General features: G+C 72.0%; 25 protein-coding genes, 2 tRNA genes and 1 other RNA gene. 14 read left to right on the top strand and 14 right to left on the bottom strand.

Features of this window, described 5'->3' with window-relative positions; translation table 11 throughout:
- Window positions 1-16 precede the first annotated feature (16 nt).
- Window positions 17-586 carry a peptide deformylase gene (gene def, locus ESZ52_RS16330; RefSeq protein WP_131105852.1) on the bottom strand — a complete coding sequence of 190 codons (570 nt, stop codon included), beginning with the start codon at window positions 584-586 and terminating at the stop codon, window positions 17-19.
- Between the two features lie 167 nt (window positions 587-753).
- Here def and ESZ52_RS16325 point away from each other — a divergent pair, with 167 nt between their 5' ends.
- Complete coding sequence (locus tag ESZ52_RS16325) at window positions 754-1365, top strand: YgjV family protein (protein ID WP_131105851.1); 612 nt, start codon at window positions 754-756, stop codon at window positions 1363-1365.
- Between the two features lie 27 nt (window positions 1366-1392).
- Here ESZ52_RS16325 and ESZ52_RS19365 read toward each other — a convergent pair whose 3' ends face one another.
- From ESZ52_RS19365 to upp, 3 genes are read right to left on the bottom strand one after another with little or no spacing between them, the layout of a single operon-like run.
- The gene (locus ESZ52_RS19365; RefSeq protein WP_181010044.1) at window positions 1393-1569 is read right to left on the bottom strand and encodes a hypothetical protein; all 177 of its coding nucleotides are present in this window, start codon (window positions 1567-1569) and stop codon (window positions 1393-1395) included.
- Window positions 1557-2750 (bottom strand): pyridoxal phosphate-dependent aminotransferase, encoded by a 1194-nt coding sequence (locus tag ESZ52_RS16320; protein WP_202865356.1) that lies wholly within the window; start codon window positions 2748-2750, stop codon window positions 1557-1559. The genes ESZ52_RS19365 and ESZ52_RS16320 overlap by 13 nt, the downstream gene beginning before the upstream one ends.
- A 2-nt stretch (window positions 2751-2752) precedes the next feature.
- Complete coding sequence (gene upp / locus ESZ52_RS16315; RefSeq protein WP_131105850.1) at window positions 2753-3391, bottom strand: uracil phosphoribosyltransferase; 639 nt, start codon at window positions 3389-3391, stop codon at window positions 2753-2755.
- Between the two features lie 44 nt (window positions 3392-3435).
- On the opposite strand from upp, the gene ESZ52_RS16310 reads away from it, so the two are divergent.
- Entirely contained in the window at window positions 3436-3915 is a 480-nt protein-coding gene (locus tag ESZ52_RS16310; RefSeq protein WP_131106703.1) for a nucleoside deaminase, read from the top strand.
- A 108-nt stretch (window positions 3916-4023) separates the two neighbouring features.
- Here the strand turns inward: ESZ52_RS16310 and ESZ52_RS16305 are convergent.
- Together ESZ52_RS16305 and ESZ52_RS16300 are read right to left on the bottom strand one after the other, a co-directional pair.
- A tRNA-Ser gene (locus tag ESZ52_RS16305) sits at window positions 4024-4113 on the bottom strand.
- A gap of 48 nt (window positions 4114-4161) precedes the next feature.
- Complete coding sequence (locus tag ESZ52_RS16300) at window positions 4162-4437, bottom strand: FHA domain-containing protein (RefSeq protein ID WP_131105849.1); 276 nt, start codon at window positions 4435-4437, stop codon at window positions 4162-4164.
- A 420-nt stretch (window positions 4438-4857) separates the two neighbouring features.
- On the opposite strand from ESZ52_RS16300, the gene ESZ52_RS16295 reads away from it, so the two are divergent.
- Window positions 4858-5484, top strand: coding sequence for a 2'-5' RNA ligase family protein (locus tag ESZ52_RS16295; RefSeq protein ID WP_131105848.1), 627 nt, complete (start codon window positions 4858-4860; stop codon window positions 5482-5484).
- A 109-nt stretch (window positions 5485-5593) separates the two neighbouring features.
- Here the strand turns inward: ESZ52_RS16295 and ESZ52_RS16290 are convergent, their stop codons facing one another.
- From ESZ52_RS16290 to ESZ52_RS16280, 3 genes are all read right to left on the bottom strand, one after another.
- Window positions 5594-5953: a hypothetical protein gene (locus ESZ52_RS16290; protein WP_131105847.1), complete on the bottom strand. Its 360-nt coding sequence runs from the start codon at window positions 5951-5953 to the stop codon at window positions 5594-5596.
- Between the two features lie 164 nt (window positions 5954-6117).
- Window positions 6118-6633, bottom strand: a complete 516-nt coding sequence (locus ESZ52_RS16285) for a LytR C-terminal domain-containing protein (protein WP_131105846.1) — start codon at window positions 6631-6633, stop codon at window positions 6118-6120.
- A 28-nt stretch (window positions 6634-6661) separates the two neighbouring features.
- The gene (locus tag ESZ52_RS16280; protein ID WP_131105845.1) at window positions 6662-6973 is read right to left on the bottom strand and encodes a type II toxin-antitoxin system VapB family antitoxin; all 312 of its coding nucleotides are present in this window, start codon (window positions 6971-6973) and stop codon (window positions 6662-6664) included.
- A 24-nt stretch (window positions 6974-6997) separates the two neighbouring features.
- On the opposite strand from ESZ52_RS16280, the gene ESZ52_RS16275 reads away from it, so the two are divergent.
- Window positions 6998-8626, top strand: a complete 1629-nt coding sequence (locus ESZ52_RS16275) for a helicase HerA-like domain-containing protein (protein ID WP_131105844.1) — start codon at window positions 6998-7000, stop codon at window positions 8624-8626.
- A gap of 229 nt (window positions 8627-8855) precedes the next feature.
- On the opposite strand, the gene ESZ52_RS16270 is transcribed toward ESZ52_RS16275, so the two are convergent.
- Window positions 8856-8943, bottom strand: a tRNA-Ser gene (locus ESZ52_RS16270).
- Window positions 8944-9169: 226 nt separating this feature from the next.
- Between ESZ52_RS16270 and ESZ52_RS16265 the strand changes: the two genes are divergently transcribed.
- The 6 genes from ESZ52_RS16265 (at window position 9170) to ESZ52_RS16240 (ending at window position 13615) form a co-directional block, all read left to right on the top strand.
- Window positions 9170-10597, top strand: coding sequence for a selenium-binding protein SBP56-related protein (locus ESZ52_RS16265; RefSeq protein ID WP_131105843.1), 1428 nt, complete (start codon window positions 9170-9172; stop codon window positions 10595-10597).
- 56 nt (window positions 10598-10653) lie between these two features.
- Window positions 10654-11337: a hypothetical protein gene (locus ESZ52_RS16260; RefSeq protein ID WP_131105842.1), complete on the top strand. Its 684-nt coding sequence runs from the start codon at window positions 10654-10656 to the stop codon at window positions 11335-11337.
- A 43-nt stretch (window positions 11338-11380) separates the two neighbouring features.
- Window positions 11381-11477: signal recognition particle sRNA small type (gene ffs, locus ESZ52_RS16255), an RNA gene on the top strand.
- 80 nt (window positions 11478-11557) lie between these two features.
- Window positions 11558-12790 (top strand): arginine deiminase, encoded by a 1233-nt coding sequence (locus ESZ52_RS16250; RefSeq protein WP_131105841.1) that lies wholly within the window; start codon window positions 11558-11560, stop codon window positions 12788-12790.
- Between the two features lie 11 nt (window positions 12791-12801).
- Window positions 12802-13272: a sterol carrier family protein gene (locus tag ESZ52_RS16245; protein ID WP_131105840.1), complete on the top strand. Its 471-nt coding sequence runs from the start codon at window positions 12802-12804 to the stop codon at window positions 13270-13272.
- 82 nt (window positions 13273-13354) lie between these two features.
- Window positions 13355-13615 (top strand): hypothetical protein, encoded by a 261-nt coding sequence (locus tag ESZ52_RS16240; protein WP_131105839.1) that lies wholly within the window; start codon window positions 13355-13357, stop codon window positions 13613-13615.
- A gap of 58 nt (window positions 13616-13673) precedes the next feature.
- Here the strand turns inward: ESZ52_RS16240 and ESZ52_RS16235 are convergent, their stop codons facing one another.
- Window positions 13674-14399, bottom strand: coding sequence for a DsbA family oxidoreductase (locus tag ESZ52_RS16235; protein WP_131105838.1), 726 nt, complete (start codon window positions 14397-14399; stop codon window positions 13674-13676).
- 104 nt (window positions 14400-14503) lie between these two features.
- Between ESZ52_RS16235 and purF the strand changes: the two genes are divergently transcribed.
- The 3 genes from purF to purM are packed head-to-tail and all read left to right on the top strand — an operon-like array spanning window position 14504 to window position 18506.
- Complete coding sequence (gene purF / locus ESZ52_RS16230) at window positions 14504-16057, top strand: amidophosphoribosyltransferase (RefSeq protein WP_131105837.1); 1554 nt, start codon at window positions 14504-14506, stop codon at window positions 16055-16057.
- Window positions 16054-17403 carry an AI-2E family transporter gene (locus ESZ52_RS16225; RefSeq protein ID WP_131105836.1) on the top strand — a complete coding sequence of 450 codons (1350 nt, stop codon included), beginning with the start codon at window positions 16054-16056 and terminating at the stop codon, window positions 17401-17403. The genes purF and ESZ52_RS16225 overlap by 4 nt, the downstream gene beginning before the upstream one ends.
- Window positions 17400-18506: a phosphoribosylformylglycinamidine cyclo-ligase gene (gene purM, locus ESZ52_RS16220; protein ID WP_131106702.1), complete on the top strand. Its 1107-nt coding sequence runs from the start codon at window positions 17400-17402 to the stop codon at window positions 18504-18506. The genes ESZ52_RS16225 and purM overlap by 4 nt, the downstream gene beginning before the upstream one ends.
- Window positions 18507-18571: 65 nt before the next feature.
- On the opposite strand, the gene ESZ52_RS16215 is transcribed toward purM, so the two are convergent.
- The 3 genes from ESZ52_RS16215 to ESZ52_RS16205 form a co-directional block, all read right to left on the bottom strand.
- Complete coding sequence (locus ESZ52_RS16215; protein WP_131105835.1) at window positions 18572-19093, bottom strand: hypothetical protein; 522 nt, start codon at window positions 19091-19093, stop codon at window positions 18572-18574.
- A 60-nt stretch (window positions 19094-19153) separates the two neighbouring features.
- Window positions 19154-19348 (bottom strand): DUF3073 family protein, encoded by a 195-nt coding sequence (locus tag ESZ52_RS16210; RefSeq protein ID WP_238154639.1) that lies wholly within the window; start codon window positions 19346-19348, stop codon window positions 19154-19156.
- A gap of 230 nt (window positions 19349-19578) precedes the next feature.
- Window positions 19579-20253: a copper resistance CopC family protein gene (locus ESZ52_RS16205; RefSeq protein WP_131105833.1), complete on the bottom strand. Its 675-nt coding sequence runs from the start codon at window positions 20251-20253 to the stop codon at window positions 19579-19581.
- A gap of 42 nt (window positions 20254-20295) precedes the next feature.
- On the opposite strand from ESZ52_RS16205, the gene ESZ52_RS16200 reads away from it, so the two are divergent.
- A complete protein-coding gene (locus ESZ52_RS16200) occupies window positions 20296-20946 on the top strand; it encodes an IMPACT family protein (protein WP_238154640.1) in 651 nt (216 codons plus the stop codon).
- The last annotated feature ends 59 nt before the right edge of the window (window positions 20947-21005 follow it).

Below are 21005 nucleotides of genomic sequence, written 5' to 3'. Positions count from 1 at the left end.
CGTCAGCACGGCTGCGTCAGACGTCCTCGGCCTTGCTGGTCGTGGGGTCCCACTTGAGGATGCCGTCGGCGGCCCAGCCACGGTCCTTGACCGCCTCGCGGGCCTCGGCCTTGACCGGGCCGGTGAGGCGGTCGACGTAGAGATAGCCGTCGAGGTGGTCGGTCTCGTGCTGCAGGCAGCGGGCGAGCAGGCCCTCGCCCTCGACGACGACCTCGTTGCCGTCCAGGTCGGTCCCGGTCACCCGGGCCCGTGGGTGACGTGCGAGCGGGAACCACTCGCCCGGCACGGACAGGCAGCCCTCGCCGTCCTCGTCCTCGTCCAGGGGCGGCGGTGTGCCGAGCCGCTCCAGCACCGGGTTGATGACGACACCACGCTCGCGCTCGTCCTTGCTCACCGGGCAGTCGTAGACGAAGATGCGCAGCCGCGAGCCGACCTGGTTCGCGGCCAGGCCGACGCCGTCGGCCGCCTCCATGGTGTCGAACATGTCCGCGACCAGGGTGCGGATATCGTCGGTGACCTCCTTGACCTTCTTGGTCGGGGAGTGCAGGGCGCGGTGGCCAATGATCGTGATGGGACGGACTGCCATGGCGGCATTCTAGGTATGCGGTGCGCCGCGCCCGACGCCGCCGGCCCCCGCCGGCCCAGCCCCCGCCGGCCCAGCCTCCGACCGGCGACACGCTTTGCCTCCGACCGGCGACACGCTTTGCCCCCGACCGGCGACACGAGGTCGACGGCACCCCCTACCCTCCGTCCATGGACTGGGTCGAGGTGGTCGGGTGGACCGGGTCGACGATCCTGGTGATCAGCCTGCTGCAGGCACGGGTGCTGCGGCTGCGGCTGGTCAACCTCGTCGGGTCGCTGGTGCTGCTCACCTACAACGCCGTCATCGAGGTGTGGCCGATGGTCGGGCTCAACGCGGTGCTGTCGCTGATCAACATCGTCTACCTGACCAGGATGTTGCGGGCCCGGCACGACGCCGCCGCCTACACGGTGCTCGAGGTGCGGCCGGACGACCGCTACCTGCAGCACGTGCTGGAGGTGCACGGCCAGGACATCGCCCGGTTCAACCCGCAGTTCGCCGGTTCCGTCGCCTCGGACCAGGACGCCTACCTCGTCGTGCTCGGGGACGAGACCGTCGGCATGGTGGTGACCCGGGACGCCGGGGACGGCACCGCCGAGATCGTGCTCGACTACGTGACGCAGCGGCACCGGGACTTCTCGCCCGGGGAGTTCGTCTTCCGGGAGTCGGGGCTGTTCGCGGGCCGCGGCTATCGCCGGGTGCTGTCGCCGGCGGGGATGAGGAACCCGTACTACCGGCGGATCGGCTTCCGGCCCGAGGGTGAGCGCTGGGTGCTGGACCTCTGAGCGGTGTGACTCGCGCCGGAAGGTCCGTCAGCGCACGGCCGCGACCAGCTGGTCGATGTGCTCGCGCAGGCTGCTCCAGCCTGCGCGGACGAGGTCCCACGCGGCGCGCCCGATGTCGACAGCCTCGTCCGGGTTGGTGATCACCGCGTAGAGCAGGAAAGCCAGAACCAGCACCAGCAGGATCCGCCGGATCATCGACAGCATCGCGGCTCCTCGCCCCTCAGCAGTGGCGAGGCGGCCATCCGGTCCAGCGCCTCGGCCACCTCCTCGGTCGCCCCGGCGAAGCTCAGCCGGACCTTGCGGTGCCCCTCGACGGTGTCGAAGTCGACCCCGGGGGTCAGCGCGACGCCACAGTCGTCGAGCAGCGCCGTGCACCAGGCCACCGAGTCCTGGGTCAGGTGGCCCACGTCGATCCAGGCGTAGAAGGCACCGTCCGGCGGGGCGAACTCGCCCAGGCCGAGCTCGGGCAGGCGCCGGACGAGCAGGTCGCGGTTGACGGCATACCGCTCCCGGTGGGCGTCGAGCTCGGCGTGCCCGGCGGTCAGCGCACCGATCGCCGCGACCTGGCCGATGGCCGGGGCGCAGATGTTGAGGTTGCCGGTGAGCACCTCCAGCGGCCGTCGCAGCGCGGGCGGGGCCAGCAGCCAGCCGATGCGCCACCCGGTCATCGAGAAGTACTTGCTCACCGAGCCGACGACCACGCCGGACCGCGAGGTGGCCCAGGCGCTCGCGGCCTCACGGCCGTAGGTCAGCCCGTGATAGATCTCGTCGCTGATCAGCAGCGTCCCGTGCTCCTCGCACCACTTCGCGATCGCGGCCAGCTCGGTGGCATCGATCACGGTGCCGGTCGGGTTGGCCGGGGAGGCGACGATGAGGCCGGCGGGCGGCTCGTCGAGGGCCTCGAGCATCGCCACCGTCGGCTGGTAGCGGGTCTCGGCTCCGCAGTCCAGCTCCAGGACGCGGCAGCCCAGCGCCTGCAGGGTGTTGCGGTATGCCGGGTAGCCCGGCCTGGTCATCGCCACCGTGTCGCCCGGGTCGAAGGCTGCCAGGAAGAGCGCGGTGAAGGCGCCGGAGGACCCGGGGAAGACCACGACGTCGTCGGAGTGCACCTCGATGCCGGCGGTCTCCCGGTGATGGGTGGCGATGGCCTGGCGCAGGGGCAGGATGCCCGTGGACTCGGTATACCCCAGGACCTCGCCGTCCTGCAGCGCCGCCACCGCCGCCTCCCGGGCAGCCGTCGGCGCAGGGGTCGAAGGCTGCCCGGCGCAGAGGATGAGGACGTCGCCGTGGGTGCGCTGGCGCTCGGCGGCGGCCTTGAGCACCTCCATGACGTAGAACGGCTCGACATCGGACCGCTCCGAGACCCGCTGCAGGCGTGCCGTCATGCTCAGACCACGCCGTAGAGGCGGTCGCCGGCGTCGCCCAGGCCCGGCACGATGTAGCCCTTGTCGTTGAGCCGCTCGTCGATCGCGCCGGTGACCAGGGTGATCGGGGCGCCGATGTCGGCCACCTCGCGCTGCACGCGCTCGATGCCCTCGGGGGCGGCCAGCAGCACGACCGCGGTGATGTCGTCGGCGCCCAGGTCGACGAGGAAGCGGATCGCCGCGGAGAGGGTGCCGCCGGTGGCCAGCATCGGGTCCAGGACGTAGCACTGCCGCTTGTCCAGGTCCTCCGGGAGCCGGTTGGCGTAGGTGCGGGCCTCGAGGGTCTCCTCGTTGCGCTCCAGCCCGAGGAAGCCGACCTCGGCGGTGGGCAGCATCTTCATCATGCCGTCGAGCATGCCGAGGCCGGCGCGCAGGATCGGGACCACCAGCGGCTTGGGGCTGGACAGGTGGATGCCCTGCGTGCGCGCGACCGGGGTCTCGATCTCGAAGGGGGTGACCCGCACCTCGCGGGTCGCCTCGTAGGCCAGCAGCGTGACCAGCTCGTCGGCCAGCCGGCGGAACGTCGGCGTGTCGGTCCTCTTGTCCCGCAGGTAGGTCAGCTTGTGGGCGATGAGCGGGTGGTCGGCAACGTGGACGCGCATGGGACAGACTCTAGGTCGTGAGCGCGCAGTCCGGCACCCCACCCATGGCTCGTCCCACCGGTGCCCTCGCCCGGTATGAGGAGTGGGTCCGTCTCGCGCTCGCCGAGGCCGCCGGCGTGGTGGCGGACGGTGCGGGGGACGTCCCGATCGGTGCGGTGGTCGTCGGGCCGGACGGGGTGGTGCTGGGTCGGGCGCACAACGTGCGGGAGGCCGAGCACGACCCGACGGGGCACGCCGAGGTACGGGCCCTGCGCGAGGCTGGGGAGGCGCTCGGGTCCTGGCGGCTGGAAGGGTGCACGCTGGTGGTCACGCTGGAGCCGTGCGCGATGTGCGCGGGCGCGACCGTGCTGTCCCGCGTGGGCCGGGTCGTCTTCGGCGCCTGGGACCCCAAGGCCGGGGCCTGCGGGTCGGTCTGGGACCTCCCCCGCGACCGCCGCGCCCTGCACCGGGTCGAGGTCGTGGGTGGGGTCCTCGAGCAGGAGTGCGCGGACCTGCTGCTGGAGTTCTTCGGCCAGCGGCGCTGATCGGGCCCACTCGGGCCGGGGAGCGAGCGGGAGGGGGCGGCGAGACGAACAAGGGCCGGACCTGCGCGAGGCAGATCCGGCCCGCTCGGATGTCGGTGACATCGGGTGTGGCGGTGGCGGTGGGATTTGAACCCACGGAGGACTTGCGCCCTCACGCGCTTTCGAGGCGCGCTCCTTAGGCCGCTCGGACACGCCACCGCCGGAAAGGTTACCCGAGCGCGGAAGGAGCCCGAAATTGCGGCCCGGTCAGAGCTCCCCGGCCTGACGACCGCCATTCGGCCGGCCCTGGTCGGCATACTGCTCCCGGACGTAGGAGAACTCCAGGTCGCCGGCTCGGAGGACCGTGCCGGTGCGCAACACGACGGGGACCTCCAGCGGCTGCCCGTCGACGAGGGTGAGCGCCACTGGGACCGGCACGACCTCGTGCCTGTCCGTGGTCGGGTCGCGTTCGATCCTGAGGTGCCCGGGCTGCATCCCGGACGCGAAGAGGTCGTCCTCGGGGGCACCGCCGACCGTCGTCACGCCCCGTCTCAGGCTCAGCTGGTGTCGCGGGCCGCCCTGCCACGGCGGCGCGGGGTAGTAGACGAGTCGGGGGTCTCCACTACCGAGGGGGTCGTGGGCACTCCGGCGTCCGTGTCGCGGAGTGAGCGTCCCCTTCACCGGGGTGGTCGACGGCCGTGCCGGGGGCAGTCTCCGGAGTGAGGTCGACGGCCGGGCTCAAGGTGGTCACCATGGTCAGTGCCTTGCTTGTCTAGTGTTTGTCAAAGTCTATCCAGTGTAGGGGCGCACGTTCGGAAGACGCAATTCCGCAGGCGCGGTCGTCTGTTGCTGGCCCCGGCGTGAGTGGTTGCCGCCAGCCAGGCACGGCTCCGCGGTCCCTCTTCCGGGCGGCCCCGGCACGGGAGCCGGCACGCCGCGTCGGTCGGTTCTAGGGTGGCTTAGGTGAGGGACGGCCGAGGCGAGACGACCGGTGCCGAGAGTCACGCCCAGGCGGTGGGTCTGGCACGGGGCAGGGGCCGGGCGCACGCCCTGGAGCTGGTGCTCGACGAGGTGGGGGAGCAGGCGGTGCGGACGAGCTGGGCCGCCTTGGCGGCCGGTGGGGTTCCATCCCTGATGCGGCATACCGGCGCGACGCACCGCCCGCACGTCACCGTGCTGAGCGGTCCTCCGCCCCCCGAGAAGGCCTTGCGGCTCGCAGCGGAGGCGATCGGCGGTCTGCTGCCGGTCGACCTGCGCGTGTCGGGTCTGGGTCTCCTCGGGCGGCCGGGGTGGAGCACCCTGGTCGAGCTCGTGACACCCCCGATCGCACTGCTCGGGGTGCGGGCGCGGCTGGTCGAGCTGTGGCCGGGTGCCGATCCTCGCCCGTGGCTGCCCCACCTGACCCTGGCGCAGCGGCTGAGTCCGGAGGCGGTCGCTACCGCTCTGTCGCTCCTGGCGCAAGCGTCTGCCGGCGAGCGCTCGGCAGAGCGTGCCACGTCGTCACCCGCGGGCGAAGGGATCCGCCGCGTGGTGGGTCTGCGCTGGTGGAACCCTGAGCAGGACCGCGTGCTGATGCTGGCCGGCGGCTGACCGGTGGTCACGACGCGATCCGGTCGGCGGCCTGAGGGGACCCGAACCGGCTGGCGGCCGTGACACACGAAGCGACCGGCGGCCGGTCACGGCCGGCGCCGGCGTCAACTCACCGGGCGGTCGCCTCCAGCACCACGACCGCGACGACGGCCAGCATGATCAGTGCGACCGTGCCGACCAGGATGTAGGTGCCCCAGCGTCCGAGTCTGGTCCCGGTCTCGAGCACCGAGCGGTTGGCGGTCGGGAACGGGGCGGCGTCCGCCTGCGCCAGGGCTCGACGCCCCATGGTCCAGGCGACGGGGCCGAGGAAGGAGAATCCGGCGATGCTCAGCACGCCGAGGAGCATGACCGTCGTGGCCTGAGGGTGCTCGACGGGCTGGGGAGGGGGCGGTCGCCACGGCGCCGTCGGCTCGGGCGGCGCCATACCGGGCCGTGGTGGGGGAGGCGGCACTGACGGGTAGCTGTCCATCTGCCGACGGTAGGAAGTTCCGCGTCGGCGGTGCGGGTCCTGTCCACAGGGTGAGTGGTGAGGAGTCGGGCCGCTCCGGCGACCGTGCACCCGCCGACGGCTCAGCCCGGCCGGGTAGTCCTGCGCCGACGCCTCGGCCGGTCCGGCCTGCGCCCGCCGAGAGCTCAGCCGTCGGTGGTCGCCTCGGCGTCGGACGAGAGATCGGTCCAGTCAGGACCCAGGACGAGGTCGACCGTCGTGCCCTCGCGCTCGACCAGCTCCAGGACCATCCCCTGCCCGACCGACTCGGCGAGCAGCTCGGCCTGCTCCTGCGCCTCCGAGCCGTAGCGGATCACCCCGACGCCCTCGACGGCAGAGGTGTTGTCCACCCCCTGGACGTCGAAGCCGCGCTCGCGCAGAGAGTCGGCGGTCCGTCCGGCCAGGCCGCTGCGGCTGGTGGCGTTGAAGACGTTGACGCTGACCTCGCTGGGCAGCATCGAGGGGACGGGGACCGCCACGGCCGTGGTCTGGCTGGCGTCGTCGGCGTCACCGCCCCCGAGGCCGAACCAGCCCTGCACGACGGCCAGCGCGATCAACAGGGCCAGGAGCAGGGCGGCGAGGAGCCCGGCGATGACCAGTCCTGCCCGGCGGCGCGCCCGCCGGGCTGCCGTCGACATCCCGGCCGTGCGCACATATCCCACGTCGCTGTCTCCTCTCCGGCGCACGAGGTTATCGAGCGCGGGGGTCGTCCAGGTCGAGGACACGCCCGTGCACCGCAGGTCGGCCCTGCAGCGCCGCCCGCAGCGCCCGGTGCAGCCCGTCCTCGAGGTAGAGCTCGTCCTGCCACCGCACGACGTGGCAGAAGATGTCGCCGTAGAACGTGGAGTCCTGGGACAGCAGCGCCCGCAGATCCAGCACCGAGCGGGTGGTGATCAGCTCGTCCAGCCGCACCATGCGCGGCGGCAGGTGGCCCCAGTCGCCGGTCTCGTCAAGGGGGTGGGCAGGGTAGGGGCGGCCATCGCCGACTCCCTTGAAGATCATGTGCCGGAGTCTATTGTCAGCACCGTGAGCGAGGAGAGCGTCAACGCGCGCCAGATCGACCTGATCCGCGCCGGCTACGCCGTCGAGGGCCCCAGCATCCTCCTGGGAGCCGCGGTCGACGACGGGCAGGTCGTCCCCGACGCGGCGGTGCGCCTGCCCCTGGGGTCGATGAACCGGCACGGGCTGGTCGCCGGCGCGACCGGGACCGGCAAGACCGTAACCCTCCAGGTGCTGGCCGAGCAGCTCTCGGACGCGGGCGTCCCCGTCTTCCTGGCCGACGTCAAGGGCGACCTGACGGGTATGGCGACGCCCGCCGAGGGCGGTGGCCGGGTCGCCGAGCGCATGGCCGGGTTGGGGCAGGACTGGGAGGGCACGGCATACCCGGTCGAGCTGTTCAACCTCGGCGGCCACGGCCCCGGGTCCCCGGTGCGCGCGAGCATCACCTCCTTCGGCCCGACCCTGCTGTCCAAGGTGCTGCGGCTGAACAAGACCCAGGAGTCCAGCCTGGCGCTCGTCTTCTTCTGGGCCGACCAGCAGGGTCTGGCGCTGCTGGACCTCAAGGACCTGCGGTCGGTGATCCAGCACCTGGTCTCCGACGATGGCAAGGAGGACCTGAAGGAGGTCGGGGGCCTGGCGCGGTCCACCGCAGGCGTCATCCTGCGCGAGCTCACCGCGCTGGCCGCGGCCGGCGGCGAGGACTTCTTCGGCGAGCCGGAGTTCGAGACCGCGGACCTGCTGCGCACCAGCGCCGACGGCAAGGGGGTGATCAGCCTGCTCGAGCTGCCGGGAGTGCAGGACAAGCCGGTGCTGTTCTCCACCTTCCTGATGTGGCTGCTCGCCGAGCTGTTCCAGGACCTGCCCGAGGTCGGTGACCCCGACAAGCCGACCCTGGTCTTCTTCTTCGACGAGGCGCACCTGCTCTTCAAGGACGCCTCCCCGGCGTTCCTGGAGTCGGTCGAGCAGGCCGTGCGGCTGATCCGGTCCAAGGGGGTCGGCGTCTTCTTCGTCACCCAGGCGCCGACCGACGTGCCCTCCTCCGTGCTCGGCCAGCTGGGCAACCGGGTGCAGCACGCGCTGCGTGCGCACACGCCCAATGACGCCAAGGCGCTCCGGGCGACGGTGTCGACCTACCCCACCAGCGAGTACGACCTCGGCGAGGTGCTGACCTCCCTCCGCACCGGCGAGGCCGTGGTGACCGTGCTCTCCGAGCAGGGCTCGCCGACGCCGGTGGCCCGCACCATGCTCCGTGCCCCGCAGGGACAGATCGGGCCGGCCTCGCAGCAGGTGCTGGACAGGCTCGCCTCCGGCTCGCCGCTGGCGGGCAGGTATGCCGAGCCCGTGGACCGTGAGTCCGCGCACGAGCTGCTCCGGGCCCGGATGGAGCAGGCAGCCCTGGCCGCCGAGGCGGAGGCGTTCGCGGCCGAGATGGAGAAGGAGCGGCTGGCCACCGAGCACAGGCTGGAGAAGGAGGCGGAGAAGCGGCGGGCCGCCGCGCAGAAGGCTGCCGAGCGGGAGGCCACCGCCGAGGCCACAGCCCGCCAGCGGCAGCGCGACGCCCTTGGCAAGGGCATGGAGAGCGCCCTGCGCTCTGCCGGCACCGTCATCGGTCGGGAGATCACCCGCTCGATCTTCGGCATCGGCCGCCGCCGCTGACCTGAGGCCGCAGGAGGACAGCTGAATCCCTGCGAGTTCAGGAGGTGCGGAAACGGTGTGACACATCCGTGGTGCTAGCAACGGATGTGACACACCGTTCCGGCACCAGGGCGGGGTGGCCGGGTCTCGCCTGCGCCGGCGCATGCCCTGTCGGGGGGTGGCAGGGCGGCGCGAAGTCCGCCGGGCGCGCAAGAGGCCCCGGACCATCCCGGTCCGGGGCCCCTTGCAGTGGCGGAGGATGGGGGATTTGAACCCCCGAGGGTTTTATCCCAACACGATTTCCAATCGTGCGCACTAGGCCACTATGCGAATCCTCCGCCGAGAAGGATACCTGACGGGCGCCGTGGGCCAGAAATCCGCGGGCCCTGGTGGCCCTGTCCTGGGGCCGCCGCACCGCCCGACCATCCGATCCCACAGCGCGCTTCCCCGCCCGCGTCTGCGGTCGCTGGCCGGTGCGCAGGGGTCGGGTTGGGGCTGCCGTCAGAATCGTGCGAGGATCACCCTCGCTAGCCATACCCATAACCATCACTGATCGGATGCACCATGGCCACCTGGAAGCCCGACCCGACCTTCTACCCCTCGCCCGGCATGGCCGCCGTGGCCCCGGACGAGAAGCACGCGTTCGTCGCCACCTTCTGGCGCGGCGAGGGCGAGCCGAACAAGGACGCGCTGGCCGTGGTCAGTGTCGACCCGGACGCCGCGGACTTCGGCGAGGTCGTCGGCTGGTGCGAGATGCCCAACTACGGCGACGAGCTGCACCACCACGGGTGGAACGCCTGCTCCTCGGCACTGTGCCCCAACAACCCGCACCCGCACATCGAGCGGCGCTACCTGCTGATGATGGGCCTGCGCTCCAGCCGCATCCACTTCGTCGACGTCAAGGACGACCCGCGTAGCCCCAAGATCGCCAAGATCATCGAGCCGGAGGAGTACAAGGCCAAGTCCGGATACTCCCGCCCGCACACCGCCCACTGCGGCCCCGAGGGCATCTACATCACCAACCTCGGCACCGCCGAGGGCGACGAGGGTCCGGGCGGGATCGCCCTGCTCGACCACGACACCTTCGAGGTCAAGGGCACCTGGGAGAAGGACCGCGGCCCGCAGTACCTCGCCTACGACTTCTGGTGGCACATCAACCACGACCGGCTCATCACCAGCGAGTGGGGCACCCCCCGACAGATCGAGAACGGCCTGATCGTCGAGGACCTGCTGGCCGGCAAGTACGGCAACAAGCTGCACGTCTTCGACCTCGTCAGCCGCAAGCACCTCCAGGCGCTGGAGCTCGGCCCGCAGTACCAGCTCGCTCTCGAGCTGCGCCCCGCCCACGACCCGGACCAGCAGTACGGCTTCATCGGCGTCGCCGTCTCCCTGGAAGACCTCTCCGCCTCCATCTGGTGCTGGCGCCGCGAGGGCAAGGACGGCGACTTCACCATCCACAAGGTCTACGACATCCCGGCCGAGCCGGTCGCGGAGGAGGACGTCCACCGCCTCCCGGACGTCCTCAAGCCGTTCAAGGCCGTGCCGCCGCTGGTCACCGACGTGGACCTCTCGGTCGACGACCGCTTCCTCTACGTCTCCTGCTTCGGCACCGGTCGGGCCATCCAGCTCGACGTCACCGACCCGATGAACCCCCGCAAGGTCGGCGAGATCCAGCTCGGCGGCATCATGTCCCGCGCCTCGCACCCCGCGGCGCCGGACCTGCCCCTGGCCGGCGCACCCCAGATGGTCGAGGTGAGCCGCGACGGCAAGCGGGTCTACTGGACCAACTCCCTCTACGGCGCCTGGGACGACAACTTCTACCCCGACGGGGTGGGCGCCTGGATGGCGATGGCGCACATCGACACCGAGCAGGGAGGGATGACGCTCGACGAGCGGTTCTTCCCGCACGGCGCGGACTTCCGTGGCAACCGCGTCCACCAGACCCACCTGGAGGGCGGCGACGCCTCCAGCGACTCCTACTGCTACAGCTGACGGAGCGGCTGGCGGACCTCATCTCGCAGACCACCGTGCGGAGACCCTGACCACTGATGCTGCTCACCCATGCCGGCCACGACGCCGGCGCCTCCGGCGTGGACGCCGCCGCGCTCCTCGCCTCCATCGGCCTGGGCCTGTTCCACGGGATCAACCCCGCGATGGGCTGGCTCTTCGCCCTGTCCTACGGGCTGCAGGAGAAGAGCCGGCGCTCCATCGTGCGCTCGCTGGCCTGGATCGTCCTGGGCCACGAGGCTGCCGTCCTGCCCTCGGCACTGATCATCACCCTCTTCGCCAGCCAGGTCTCCCGCAGCCTGGCGATGGGCGTGGTCACGGTGGCCCTGCTGGTCTTCGGGCTGATCCTCCTGCTGCGGCCCCGCCACTTCCGCTGGGTCGGGATGCGGCTGCGGCCCTGGCAGCTGGCCTGGTGGTCCTTCCTCATGTCCACCGTGACCGGTGCGGGGCTCATGCTGGCGCCGGTGCTGCTGCACACCACCGGTGACCCCGGCCACCATGCCCACGCCGGGTCGCTCGCGGGTGACCTGGGCGCCGCGGTCCAGGTCGCGCTCGTCCACGCGGCCGGTATGGCGTTCGCCGCCGGGGCGGTCGCGCTGCTGGTCTACCAGACGGTGGGCCTGCGGATCCTGCGCACGCACTGGGTCAACCTGGACCGGGTCTGGGCCATCGCCTTCGTGGTGGCCGGTCTGGGCGTGGCCGCGGCGTGGTTCGGGCTCGGGTGAGCGGCAGGCTTGGTCCCCCGGCGACGGCCCAGTAGACTAGGCGCCGGACCCCTCGTGCGGTGGTACCTCGGTGAACTCCCCCAGGGCAGGAATGCAGCAAGGGCAGCCGAGCTCTTCCAGGTGCGCGAGGGGTTCTTCGCGTCCTGGGCCGGTCCGGTCTGCGCGGGGCGTGCAAGGATGAGTCGGCCCTACGGCATACCCACCTGACGAGAGGACCACCATGACGCTGCACGTCGGCAACGAGGTCGGAACGCTGCGCCGGGTCATCGTGCACCGGCCGGGACTGGAGATGCACCGCCTCACGCCGGAGAACCGGGAGCAGTACCTCTTCGACGAGATCCTCTGGGTCGAGCGCGCGCAGCAGGAGCACGACCACTTCGTGCAGGTGATGGAGCAGCGCGGGGTCGAGGTGCTGCACCTGGCCGACCTGCTGCGCGAGACGATCGCCGTGCCGGAGGCGCGCGCCCACGTGCTCGACCACAGCCTGGACGAGCGGCACTTCGGGCCGCTGGCGGCCGGCGCGGTGCGCGAGATGTTCGACGGGATGGACGATGCCGAGCTCACCACCTACCTCATCGGGGGGATCACCAAGGCCGAGGTGCTGGAGCGGATCTCCTCGCCGCAGTCGCTGGTCGTCGAGCAGCTGGCGGACCACGAGGCGCTGATGTCGCCGCTGCCCAACCACCTCTTCGCCCGCGACACCTCGGCGTGGATCTACGGCGGGGTCGCGGTGAACTCGATGCACAAGAAGGCTCGGCGCCGGGAGACCGTCCACTACGACGCGATCTACCGCTACCACCCGATGTTCGCCCAGGCCGGTATGCAGTGGTGGAGCCACGGCATCGACTCGGGCCCGGCGACGGCCGAGGGTGGCGACATCCTCGTCCTGGGCCACGGGGTGGTCCTCGTCGGACTCTCCGAGCGCACCACGGCCCAGGGCGTGGAGCGGCTCGCGCGGCGGCTGCTGGCCAGCGACGAGGTGAGCACGATCATCGCCCTGGACATGCCCAAGGCCCGCGCCGTGATGCACCTGGACACGGTGTTCACGATGGTCGACGAGGAGTCCTTCACCCGTTATCTCGGCCTGCCGGACCTGCCCTCATGGACGCTCACCGCCGGCGACGAGGTCGACGGCGAGCTGCAGCTGGTCGTCACCCGGCATGCGCCGGAGGACATGGACAAGGTCATCGCCCGCGCCCTGGGGCTGGAGCGGCTGCGGATCCTGCAGGCCGCCCAGGACCCCCGCGCGGCCTCGCGCGAGCAGTGGGACGACGGGTGCAACCTGCTGGCGCTCGAGCCGGGCGTCGTCCTCGCCTACGCCCGCAACACCGTGACCAACGACTACCTGCGCGGTCTGGGCATCGAGGTGCTGGAGATCGACGGGGGAGAGCTCGGCCGCGGCCGCGGCGGCCCCCGCTGCATGTCCTGCCCCATCGAGCGCGCCCCCCTCTGAGGCGGTCCGGTATGCCGCCCCGTCGCCGCACCGACCCCGCCGCCGGTGAGCAGGCCGTCGCCGCCTGGCTGGCCGCGCAGCCCCGGGACGGGTCGGCGGACGCCACGGTCGGCGCGCCGGGCGACGCACCGGGTATGGGCGGGCCGGCCGACGGGCCGGCTGCTGCGCCCGTCGCCCAGGCCGAGGTGCCCCGCACCGTGCTGGCCACCGCGGTCCGCTACACCCTGGAGGAGCTGGCCAGCCTGGCCCCCGGGCGCTCGGTCGAGGTCCGGGTGCCGCCGTTCGCGGCCGTGCAGTGCGTGGAGGGTCCGCGGCACACGCGCGGCACCCCGACCAACGTCGTCGAGACCGACCCGCAGACCTGGCTGGGGCTGGCCACCGGCCGGCTCGCGTGGTCCGACGCGGAGGCGAGCGGTGCCCTGCGCGCATCGGGGCAGCGGGCCGACCTCACGGCATACCTGCCGGTCCTGCCCGACGCATGACCTGAGCGTGGGGAGGGGCGAGACCGGCCGGGGGACCGGGCGGACACACGGACTGAGGACCGCGCGGGGGATACTGGAGGACGTGAGCCCCCAGGACCAGACCCCCGCCCCGCAGCAGGTGACCTATCGCCGGCGGCCGCAGATGTGGAGCTTCCTCATCACGGGCGCGGTCATCGGCCTGGTGCTCGGTGGCGCCGTGGGCTTCTTCGGCCCGGAGACCGCGAGCAGGTCGACGCTGCAGGACGTCGTGCTCCTGGGCGCGGTCGGAGCGTTCTTCGCCGCCCTGGCCGCGGCGATCGCCTACCTGCTGGCTGACCGGGCCAGCATGCGTCGCCCCCGCTAGGGCTGTCCGGAGCGCGCGGGCGCGGGGGTCAGGAAGGGAAGTCAGGGTCTAGGAAGGGTCAGGACCGCTGCGGGACCTCGCAGCCGTCCGGGCCGCACGCCTCTGCGTCGGCGTCGCCGGCGATCGTCGTCAGCTGCGGGTGGGACTCCGCCCAGGCCTGCCGCAGCGCGCCGGCGAAGACCTCTGTCGGCTGGGCGCCCGAGATGCCGTACCTGCCGTCGACCACGAAGAACGGCACCCCGTTGGCGCCGTAGGCCCGCGCCTGCTGGATGTCGGCCGACACGTCGTCGTCGTAGGCGCCCGAGGTCAGCACGCGGTCGACCTCCGGCTCAGCGAGCCCCACGTCGGCTGCGGCGGCGCGCAGCACGGCGTGGTCGCTGACGTCCAGCGCCTTGACGAAGTAGTCCTCCAGCAGCCGCTCCTTGAGGGTGCCCTGCTGCTCGTGGCCGCCAGTCTCCCGTGCCAGGTGCAGGAGTCGGTGCGCGTCCCGGGTCGAGACGTGCATGGTGTCCTCGAGCCGGTAGTCCAGCCCCTCACCCTGCGCCGTGTCCGCCACCTGCTGGGTCATCTGCGCGATCTGCTCCGACCCGCCGCCGAACTTCTTGGCCAGGTGCACCGAGGTCTTCTCCGTCGGCGGCACCGGGGCGCCGGGGTCGAGCTCGAAGCTGTGCCAGACGACCTCCACGTCGTCGCGGTGCTCGAAGCCCTCGAGGGCTCCCTCCAGGCGGCGCTTGCCGATGTAGCACCAGGGGCAGGCGATGTCGGACCAGATGTCGATGCGCATACCCGGGCAACCGGGCCTGGCGGGGGAGCATTCCCCCGCTGTCCCGTCCGCCAGGTGCTCGTGGAGGCTCGGTCGGGCTTGTCGGGCGCGGGTGCTGTGGGAGGATGAGGACCGTGGCACGACCCGACGGACGGCTCTCGCACGACCTCCTGCCCGGTGAGCGTCTGCCCCAGGACGCCTGCGGCGTCTTCGGGGTATGGGCCCCCGGCGAGGAGGTCGCCAAGCTCACCTACTTCGGCCTCTACGCCCTCCAGCACCGCGGGCAGGAGGCGGCCGGCATCGCGACCAGCGACGGGCAGCGCCTCGTGGTCTACAAGGACGTCGGCCTGGTCAGCCAGGTCTTCGACGAGTCCGCGCTCGCCTCGCTGCCCGGCCACCTGGCGGTCGGCCACTGCCGCTACTCCACGACCGGCCGCAACTCGTGGGAGAACGCCCAGCCCACCCTGGGGGGCACCGACGACCACACGGTCGCACTGACCCACAACGGCAACCTCATCAACACCGCCGAGCTGCGCGACCGGCTCGCCGAGACGCTCGGCGGCGACCTGAGCCGCTCCCGCGGCGAGGTCGGCCGGGGCAACACCACCGACACCGCGCTCGTCACTGGCCTGCTCACCTCCGACCCGGACATCCCCCTGGAGACCGCGGCCATGCGGGTGCTGCCGCTGCTGCGCGGCGCGTTCAGCCTGGTCTTCTGCGACGAGACGACCCTGTATGCCGCCCGCGACCCGCAGGGGGTCCGTCCCCTGGTCCTGGGCCGGCTGGAGCGCGGCTGGGTGGTGGCCTCGGAGACCGCCGCGCTGGACATCGTCGGCGCCTCGGTCGTGCGCGAGATCGAGCCCGGGGAGCTCATCGCCATCGACGAGGACGGCCTGCGCAGCCAGCGGTTCGCGGAGCCGGCGCCCAAGCGCTGCGTCTTCGAGTGGGTCTACCTCGCCCGTCCCGACACCAAGATCGCCGGCCGCGAGGTCTACGACAGCCGGGTCGAGATGGGCCGGCGGCTGGCGGCCGAGCACCCGGTCGAGGCCGACATGGTCATGCCCACCCCGGAGTCGGGCACCCCTGCCGCCATCGGCTATGCCGAGGCCTCCGGGATCCCCTTCGGCCACGGCCTGGTGAAGAACGCCTACGTCGGGCGCACCTTCATCGCCCCGTCGCAGACCATCCGGCAGCTGGGGATCCGGCTCAAGCTCAACCCGCTGCGCGACGTCATCAAGGGCAAGCGGCTGGTGGTGGTCGACGACTCGATCGTGCGCGGCAACACGCAGCGGGCGCTGGTGCGGATGCTGCGCGAGGCGGGTGCCGCGGAGGTGCACGTGCGGATCTCCTCCCCGCCGGTGCGCTGGCCCTGCTTCTACGGGATCGACTTCGCGACCCGCGCCGAGCTCATCGCCACCGGCCTGGCCGTCGAGGACATCCGCACCTCGATCGGGGCCGACTCGCTGGGCTACATCTCCGAGGACGGGATGGTCGCGGCGACGGAGCAGGACCGCTCGGCGCTGTGCACGGCCTGCTTCAGCGGTGACTACCCGATCACGCTGCCTAGCCGCGACCAGCTCGGCAAGGACGTGCTGGAGCTGCAGTTCCCGGCGGTGCACGACGACGTGGACATCACCGACGTCGGCACGCTGGACCGGCGGACGACCTCAGGACGGTGACCGCCACCGAGCCCGAGGGGGCCGCCGTGAACCGGCCGGTCTGGCTGCGCATGGAGGCCACCCTCGCGTGGCGGATGCTCCTCATCGCGGCGGTGGCGCTGCTGGCCATCTGGCTCACCCTGCAGGTCACGGTCATCGCGATCGCGGCCTTCATCGCCTTCACCCAGGCCGCCCTGCTGTGGCCGGTCGTCGGCAGGCTCGAGCGGCACCTGCCCAGGGCGCTGGCCACACTGGTCGTCGTCGCGCTCTACGCCGCCGCGATCGGCGCCCTGGCCTGGTTCACCCTGGTCCAGATGCTCGAGGCCGGGCCGCGGATCTTCGACGCGATCGGCGGCAGCCTCACCTCCGCCAACGACTGGTTCCTCGAGCGCGGCTGGTCGCTGCCGGAGGAGTTCGTCGAGAACATCCAGAACCAGCTGCAGAACCGGCTCGGCGACATCGCCGCGGGCCTGACGGGGTATGCGCGCACCACCCTGTCCGCGCTCGGCTCGACCCTCACCGTCGTGGTGGTCGCGCTCTTCGCCACCATCTTCGCGCTCGTCGGCGGCAAGACGATGACGCAGGGCATCGTCGCCGCGGTCCCGGGCAGCCGGCAGCTGCCGGCCTTCGCGGCGATCCGGGACGCGGCGACCACCGCCCGCTGGTGGATGTTCGCCTCGTCCGTCACCGGCGCGGTCGACGGCATCTTCATCGGGTTGGGCCTGTACCTGCTCGGCGTCCCCCTGGCCGTCCCCATCGCGCTGCTCACCTTCATCCTGGGCTTCATCCCGATGATCGGCGCCACCCTGGCCGGTGCCGTCGCGGTGGCCGTGGCCCTCTTCTTCAACGGCGTGACGACCGCGGTCTGGGCCCTGCTCATCGTCCTGGCCGTCCAGCAGATCGAGGGCAATGTGCTCTCCCCGCTGCTGATGAGCCGGGCCATGGAGTTCCCGCCCCTGCTGACCCTGCTGCTCTCCACCGGCGGCGGCATCGCCCTGGGTCTGCCCGGCCTGTTCCTCGCCGTGCCCATCGCCGGCATCCTCACCGCCGCGGTCCGGGGCTGGCGACGCGAGCTGCCACCGGAGGTACGGGCCGCCAAGGGGATCGGCTCCCACCCCTCGCCACCGTTCGAGGAGCTGGCCGCCCGCGCCGCGCCCCGCGGACGCTCGCACGGGGAGCCAGTGGAGCCGGTGGAGCCGGTGGAGCCAGGGGAGCCTGGGGAGCCGGTGGAGCTGGTGGAGCCAGGGGAGCCTGGGGAGCCGGTGGAGCTGGTGGAGGCAGGCGAGACTGGCCAGGCGGAGGACGACAGGGCGGCACGGCATACCCTGGAGCCGCCCGACCGCCCGAAGACCGAGGGGACCCCATGACCGACCAGCCGATCACCTATGCCAGCGCCGGGGTGGACGTGCACGCCGGGGACCGCGCGGTCGAGCTGATGAAGGAGTCAGTGCGCCGCGCGACCCGGCCCGAGGTGCTCGGCGGGCTGGGCGGGTTCGCGGGGATGTTCGACGCGTCGGCGCTGAAGGGTATGCGGCACCCGGTGCTCGCCTCCTCCACGGACGGGGTAGGCACCAAGGTGGCGATCGCCCAGGCGATGGACGTGCACGACACGATCGGCCAGGACCTCGTGGGGATGGTCGTGGACGACATCGTGGTCAGCGGGGCGGAGCCGCTGTTCATGACCGACTACATCGCCTGCGGCAAGGTGGTGCCGGAGCGGATCGCCGCGATCGTCTCCGGGATCGCCCGCGGCTGCGAGCTGGCCGGGGTCGCGCTCGTGGGCGGGGAGACCGCCGAGCACCCCGGGCTGCTGGACCCGGACGAGTATGACGTGGCCGGCGCCGCGACCGGTGTCGTGGAGCGGGACGAGGTGCTCGGCCCCCACCGGGTGCGGGAGGGCGACGTGGTGCTGGCGCTCGCGTCCTCGGGGTTGCACTCCAACGGCTACTCGCTGGTGCGGCGGGTCTTCGCAGCAGCCGGCTGGGAGTGGGACCGGCACGTCGAGGAGCTGGGGCGGACCCTCGGGGAGGAGTGCCTGGAGCCGACCCGGATCTACACGCGTCCGCTGCTCGAGGTGGTCCGCGCCGACCTCGGCCTGCACGCGCTCTCCCACGTCACCGGCGGCGGCCTGGCGGCGAACCTGGCCCGCGTGCTGCCGGTCGGCGTGCTGGCGACCGTGGAGCGGTCGTGGACGCCGCCGGCGGTCTTCGGCCTGGTGCAGGAGCTGGGTCGGGTGCCGTTGGGCGACCTGGAGCAGACCCTCAACATGGGGGTCGGCTTCGTCGCCGTGCTCGCCCCCGAGGGCGTGGACCGTGCGGTCCAGCTGCTGGCCGGGCACGGGATCGAGGCCTGGGTGGTGGGCTCCGTGACCGGTCCGGACGCAGCGCGGCCGGACGCGCCGGTGGTCCAGGGGGCCAAGGGCGTCGACGGCGGTGCCGTGCAGATGGTCGGGTCCTACCCGGCCTCCTGACGCCTCAGGGCAGGTCCGCCGACGAGGGTGCGGGTGTCCTGGTCGGGACAGTCACGAGGCCCGAGTCAGGGTGTGACGAGGACCCAGTAGTGCAGCGGGCCGCGGGAGCCGATGTTCGCGCTCCAGGAGGTGCCTGCCCGGTCACCGTTCATCTGCCGTCGGATCTTTTGGTTCTCCGGCTCCGCGATGACGATGGACTGCGCCGCCCCGTCCAGCTCGACGCGCAGGCCGGGCGCGGGGGAGTGGATGGGGATCATGTCGAAGCTGAACGTCGACCCCTCGACCGTGGCCGGCTCGATCTGCTCACCCTCGTTGGTCACCCACAGCTTCGTCTGTCCGGGGTCGACGGGGTCGCACCCGGCGGCCTGGACCTGCTCCCAGGTGGACTCGTCCGTCAGTGGCTGGGCGCACTCGCGCAGCTCGTAGCTGACGGTCTGCAGGTTCCAGAACCGGGAGTAGCCCAGGGTCGCCAGACCCACGATGAGCGCCACGCACAGGATCAGCACCCAGGGGCGGTTGCCCTGGGTGCTGCCCTTGACCGTTGCCTCCGCGTGGGTCCACGAGGCCTCATGGCGAGCTCGCGCCATCGTTCTCCGTCCGGGTCAGGTGGTCCTCGTCACGCAGGACGGCCCGACCGTCCACGGACCTCAGCGGTGGCCGTTGCCGGTCCAGGACCCGTAGTCGTCCTGGTCGTCACCGGCGTCATAGGACGCGTACGTGTCGTCGTCCTCGTCGGTGTCGTCCTCGACGGAGGAGGAGTAGCTCTCGCTGGACTCTCCTCGCGACGCGCGAAGCTCGCGCTCGAGTGCGGTGAGGTCGGTCTCCGGAGTTGAGTACTTCAACTTCCGAGCGACCTTGATCTGCTTTGCCTTGGCTCGGCCGCGCCCCATGGCGTGACCCCCTTGTGTCGTCTGCGGGTTCGGCATCGCTGGCTGAGGAACTCAGGTCGCGGAGCCGTCCCGGGGTGTGTGATCTGCGTGAGCCCTAGGCTACATGAGACGTGGCTCTCATCCGGAATCGGCCCTAGGGGTGCGCGGGCTCGACCCCGCATCAGGCGACAAGGGGGGCGCAGTCAGTTGCGGCCGCGGCTCCAGGTACGCGCCAGCAGCGCCACGAGGGCCAGCACGGCCACGCCGACCACGACCCAGACCCACGCGGGCATCCCGTTGTCGTCCTCGGCGACGACAGTGCCGGCGTCGTCGGTCGCCACCTCCGTGGCGTCCTCGGTGGGGTCTTCAGTGACCTCGTCGGTGGCCTCGTCCGTGGCGTCCGGAGTGGCTTCGACCGCTGCGCCGTCCGTGGTCTCGTCGGTCGCGTCCTCCGTGGCCTCGTCCGTGGCCGGGTCCGTCGTGCCCTCGGCCGGCTCCTCGGTCTCCTCCGCCGCCTCGACGGTGAAGCCGAAGGTGCCGGAGATCGGGTGGCCGTCGGAGCTGGTCACCCGCCAGATCACCTCGTAGTCACCGGAGCCGACGTCGGACAGCGCCTGGACCAGATCGGTCCCCTCGACCACGGGGTCGCCGTCCGCGACGTCGGTGCCGTCGGCATCGGTGATCTGCAGCTGTGCACCCACCTGTGCGATCTGCCCGCTGAAGGTCAGGACCAGCTCCTCGGGTGCCTCCTGGACCGTGGCCCCGTCCTCCGGGTCGGTGGAGAGCAGCTCGTCATGGGCCAGCGCGACCCCTCCGGGGAGCAGCACCACCAGGGCGGCGAGAAGACCGACGACGATGGACTTCAGCAGGCGGACCATGCCTGCCAGTCTAGGAGCAGAGGGACGGCATACCCTGCGGGGGTGGAGCCGACGACCCTGCGCACGGTGGCGGCGCCGGTCGTGGTCAGCCTGGAGGAGAAGCGATCGGTCTTCGAGTGCTGGCTGCGGCGGGTGGACGACGAGACGGCTGCGCGTGCGGTGGTCGAGGAGGCACGGAGCACGCACTGGGACGCTCGCCACCACTGCTCGGCGTTCGTCCTGGGGCCGGGAGGGGCGACCGTGCGCAGCAACGACGACGGTGAGCCGGACGGCACCGCCGGTATGCCGATGCTCGAGGTGCTCACCGGCGCCGGGCTGACCGACGTGGTCGCCGTGGTGACCCGCTGGTTCGGCGGCACGCTGCTCGGCACGGGTGGGCTGGTCCGGGCCTACGGCGGCGCGGTCCGGGAGGCGGTGGACCGGGCCACGATCCTCGTGCGCCAGCAGCTGCAGGTGCTGCAGGTGCAGACGACACCGGACCTGACCGGTCGGCTGGAGCACGACCTGCGGGCCCAGGACGTCCAGGTCCTCGACGTGCGGTGGGGTGCCGGGGACGTCGTCCTCCAGGTCGGGGTCCCGGCCGAGCGGGTCGACCAGGTGCGCGGCGAGGTCGCCCGGCTGACGTCCGGAGCGGGGTCCGTGGAGCGGGTCGGCACCCGCTGGGTGGATCTGCCGCCCGGCCAGCCCGGCTGACGGGCCGGCCGCCGGTCTCGTCCTCGGGGCCTCAGCGGCCTGCGGCGGGGGGGACCCAG

The organism is Ornithinimicrobium sufpigmenti, assembly GCF_004322775.1.
GTDB lineage: Bacteria > Actinomycetota > Actinomycetes > Actinomycetales > Dermatophilaceae > Ornithinicoccus > Ornithinicoccus sufpigmenti.
Note: the sequence above shows the minus strand (reverse complement) of the source record. Positions and strands in the feature narration are given on the sequence as shown.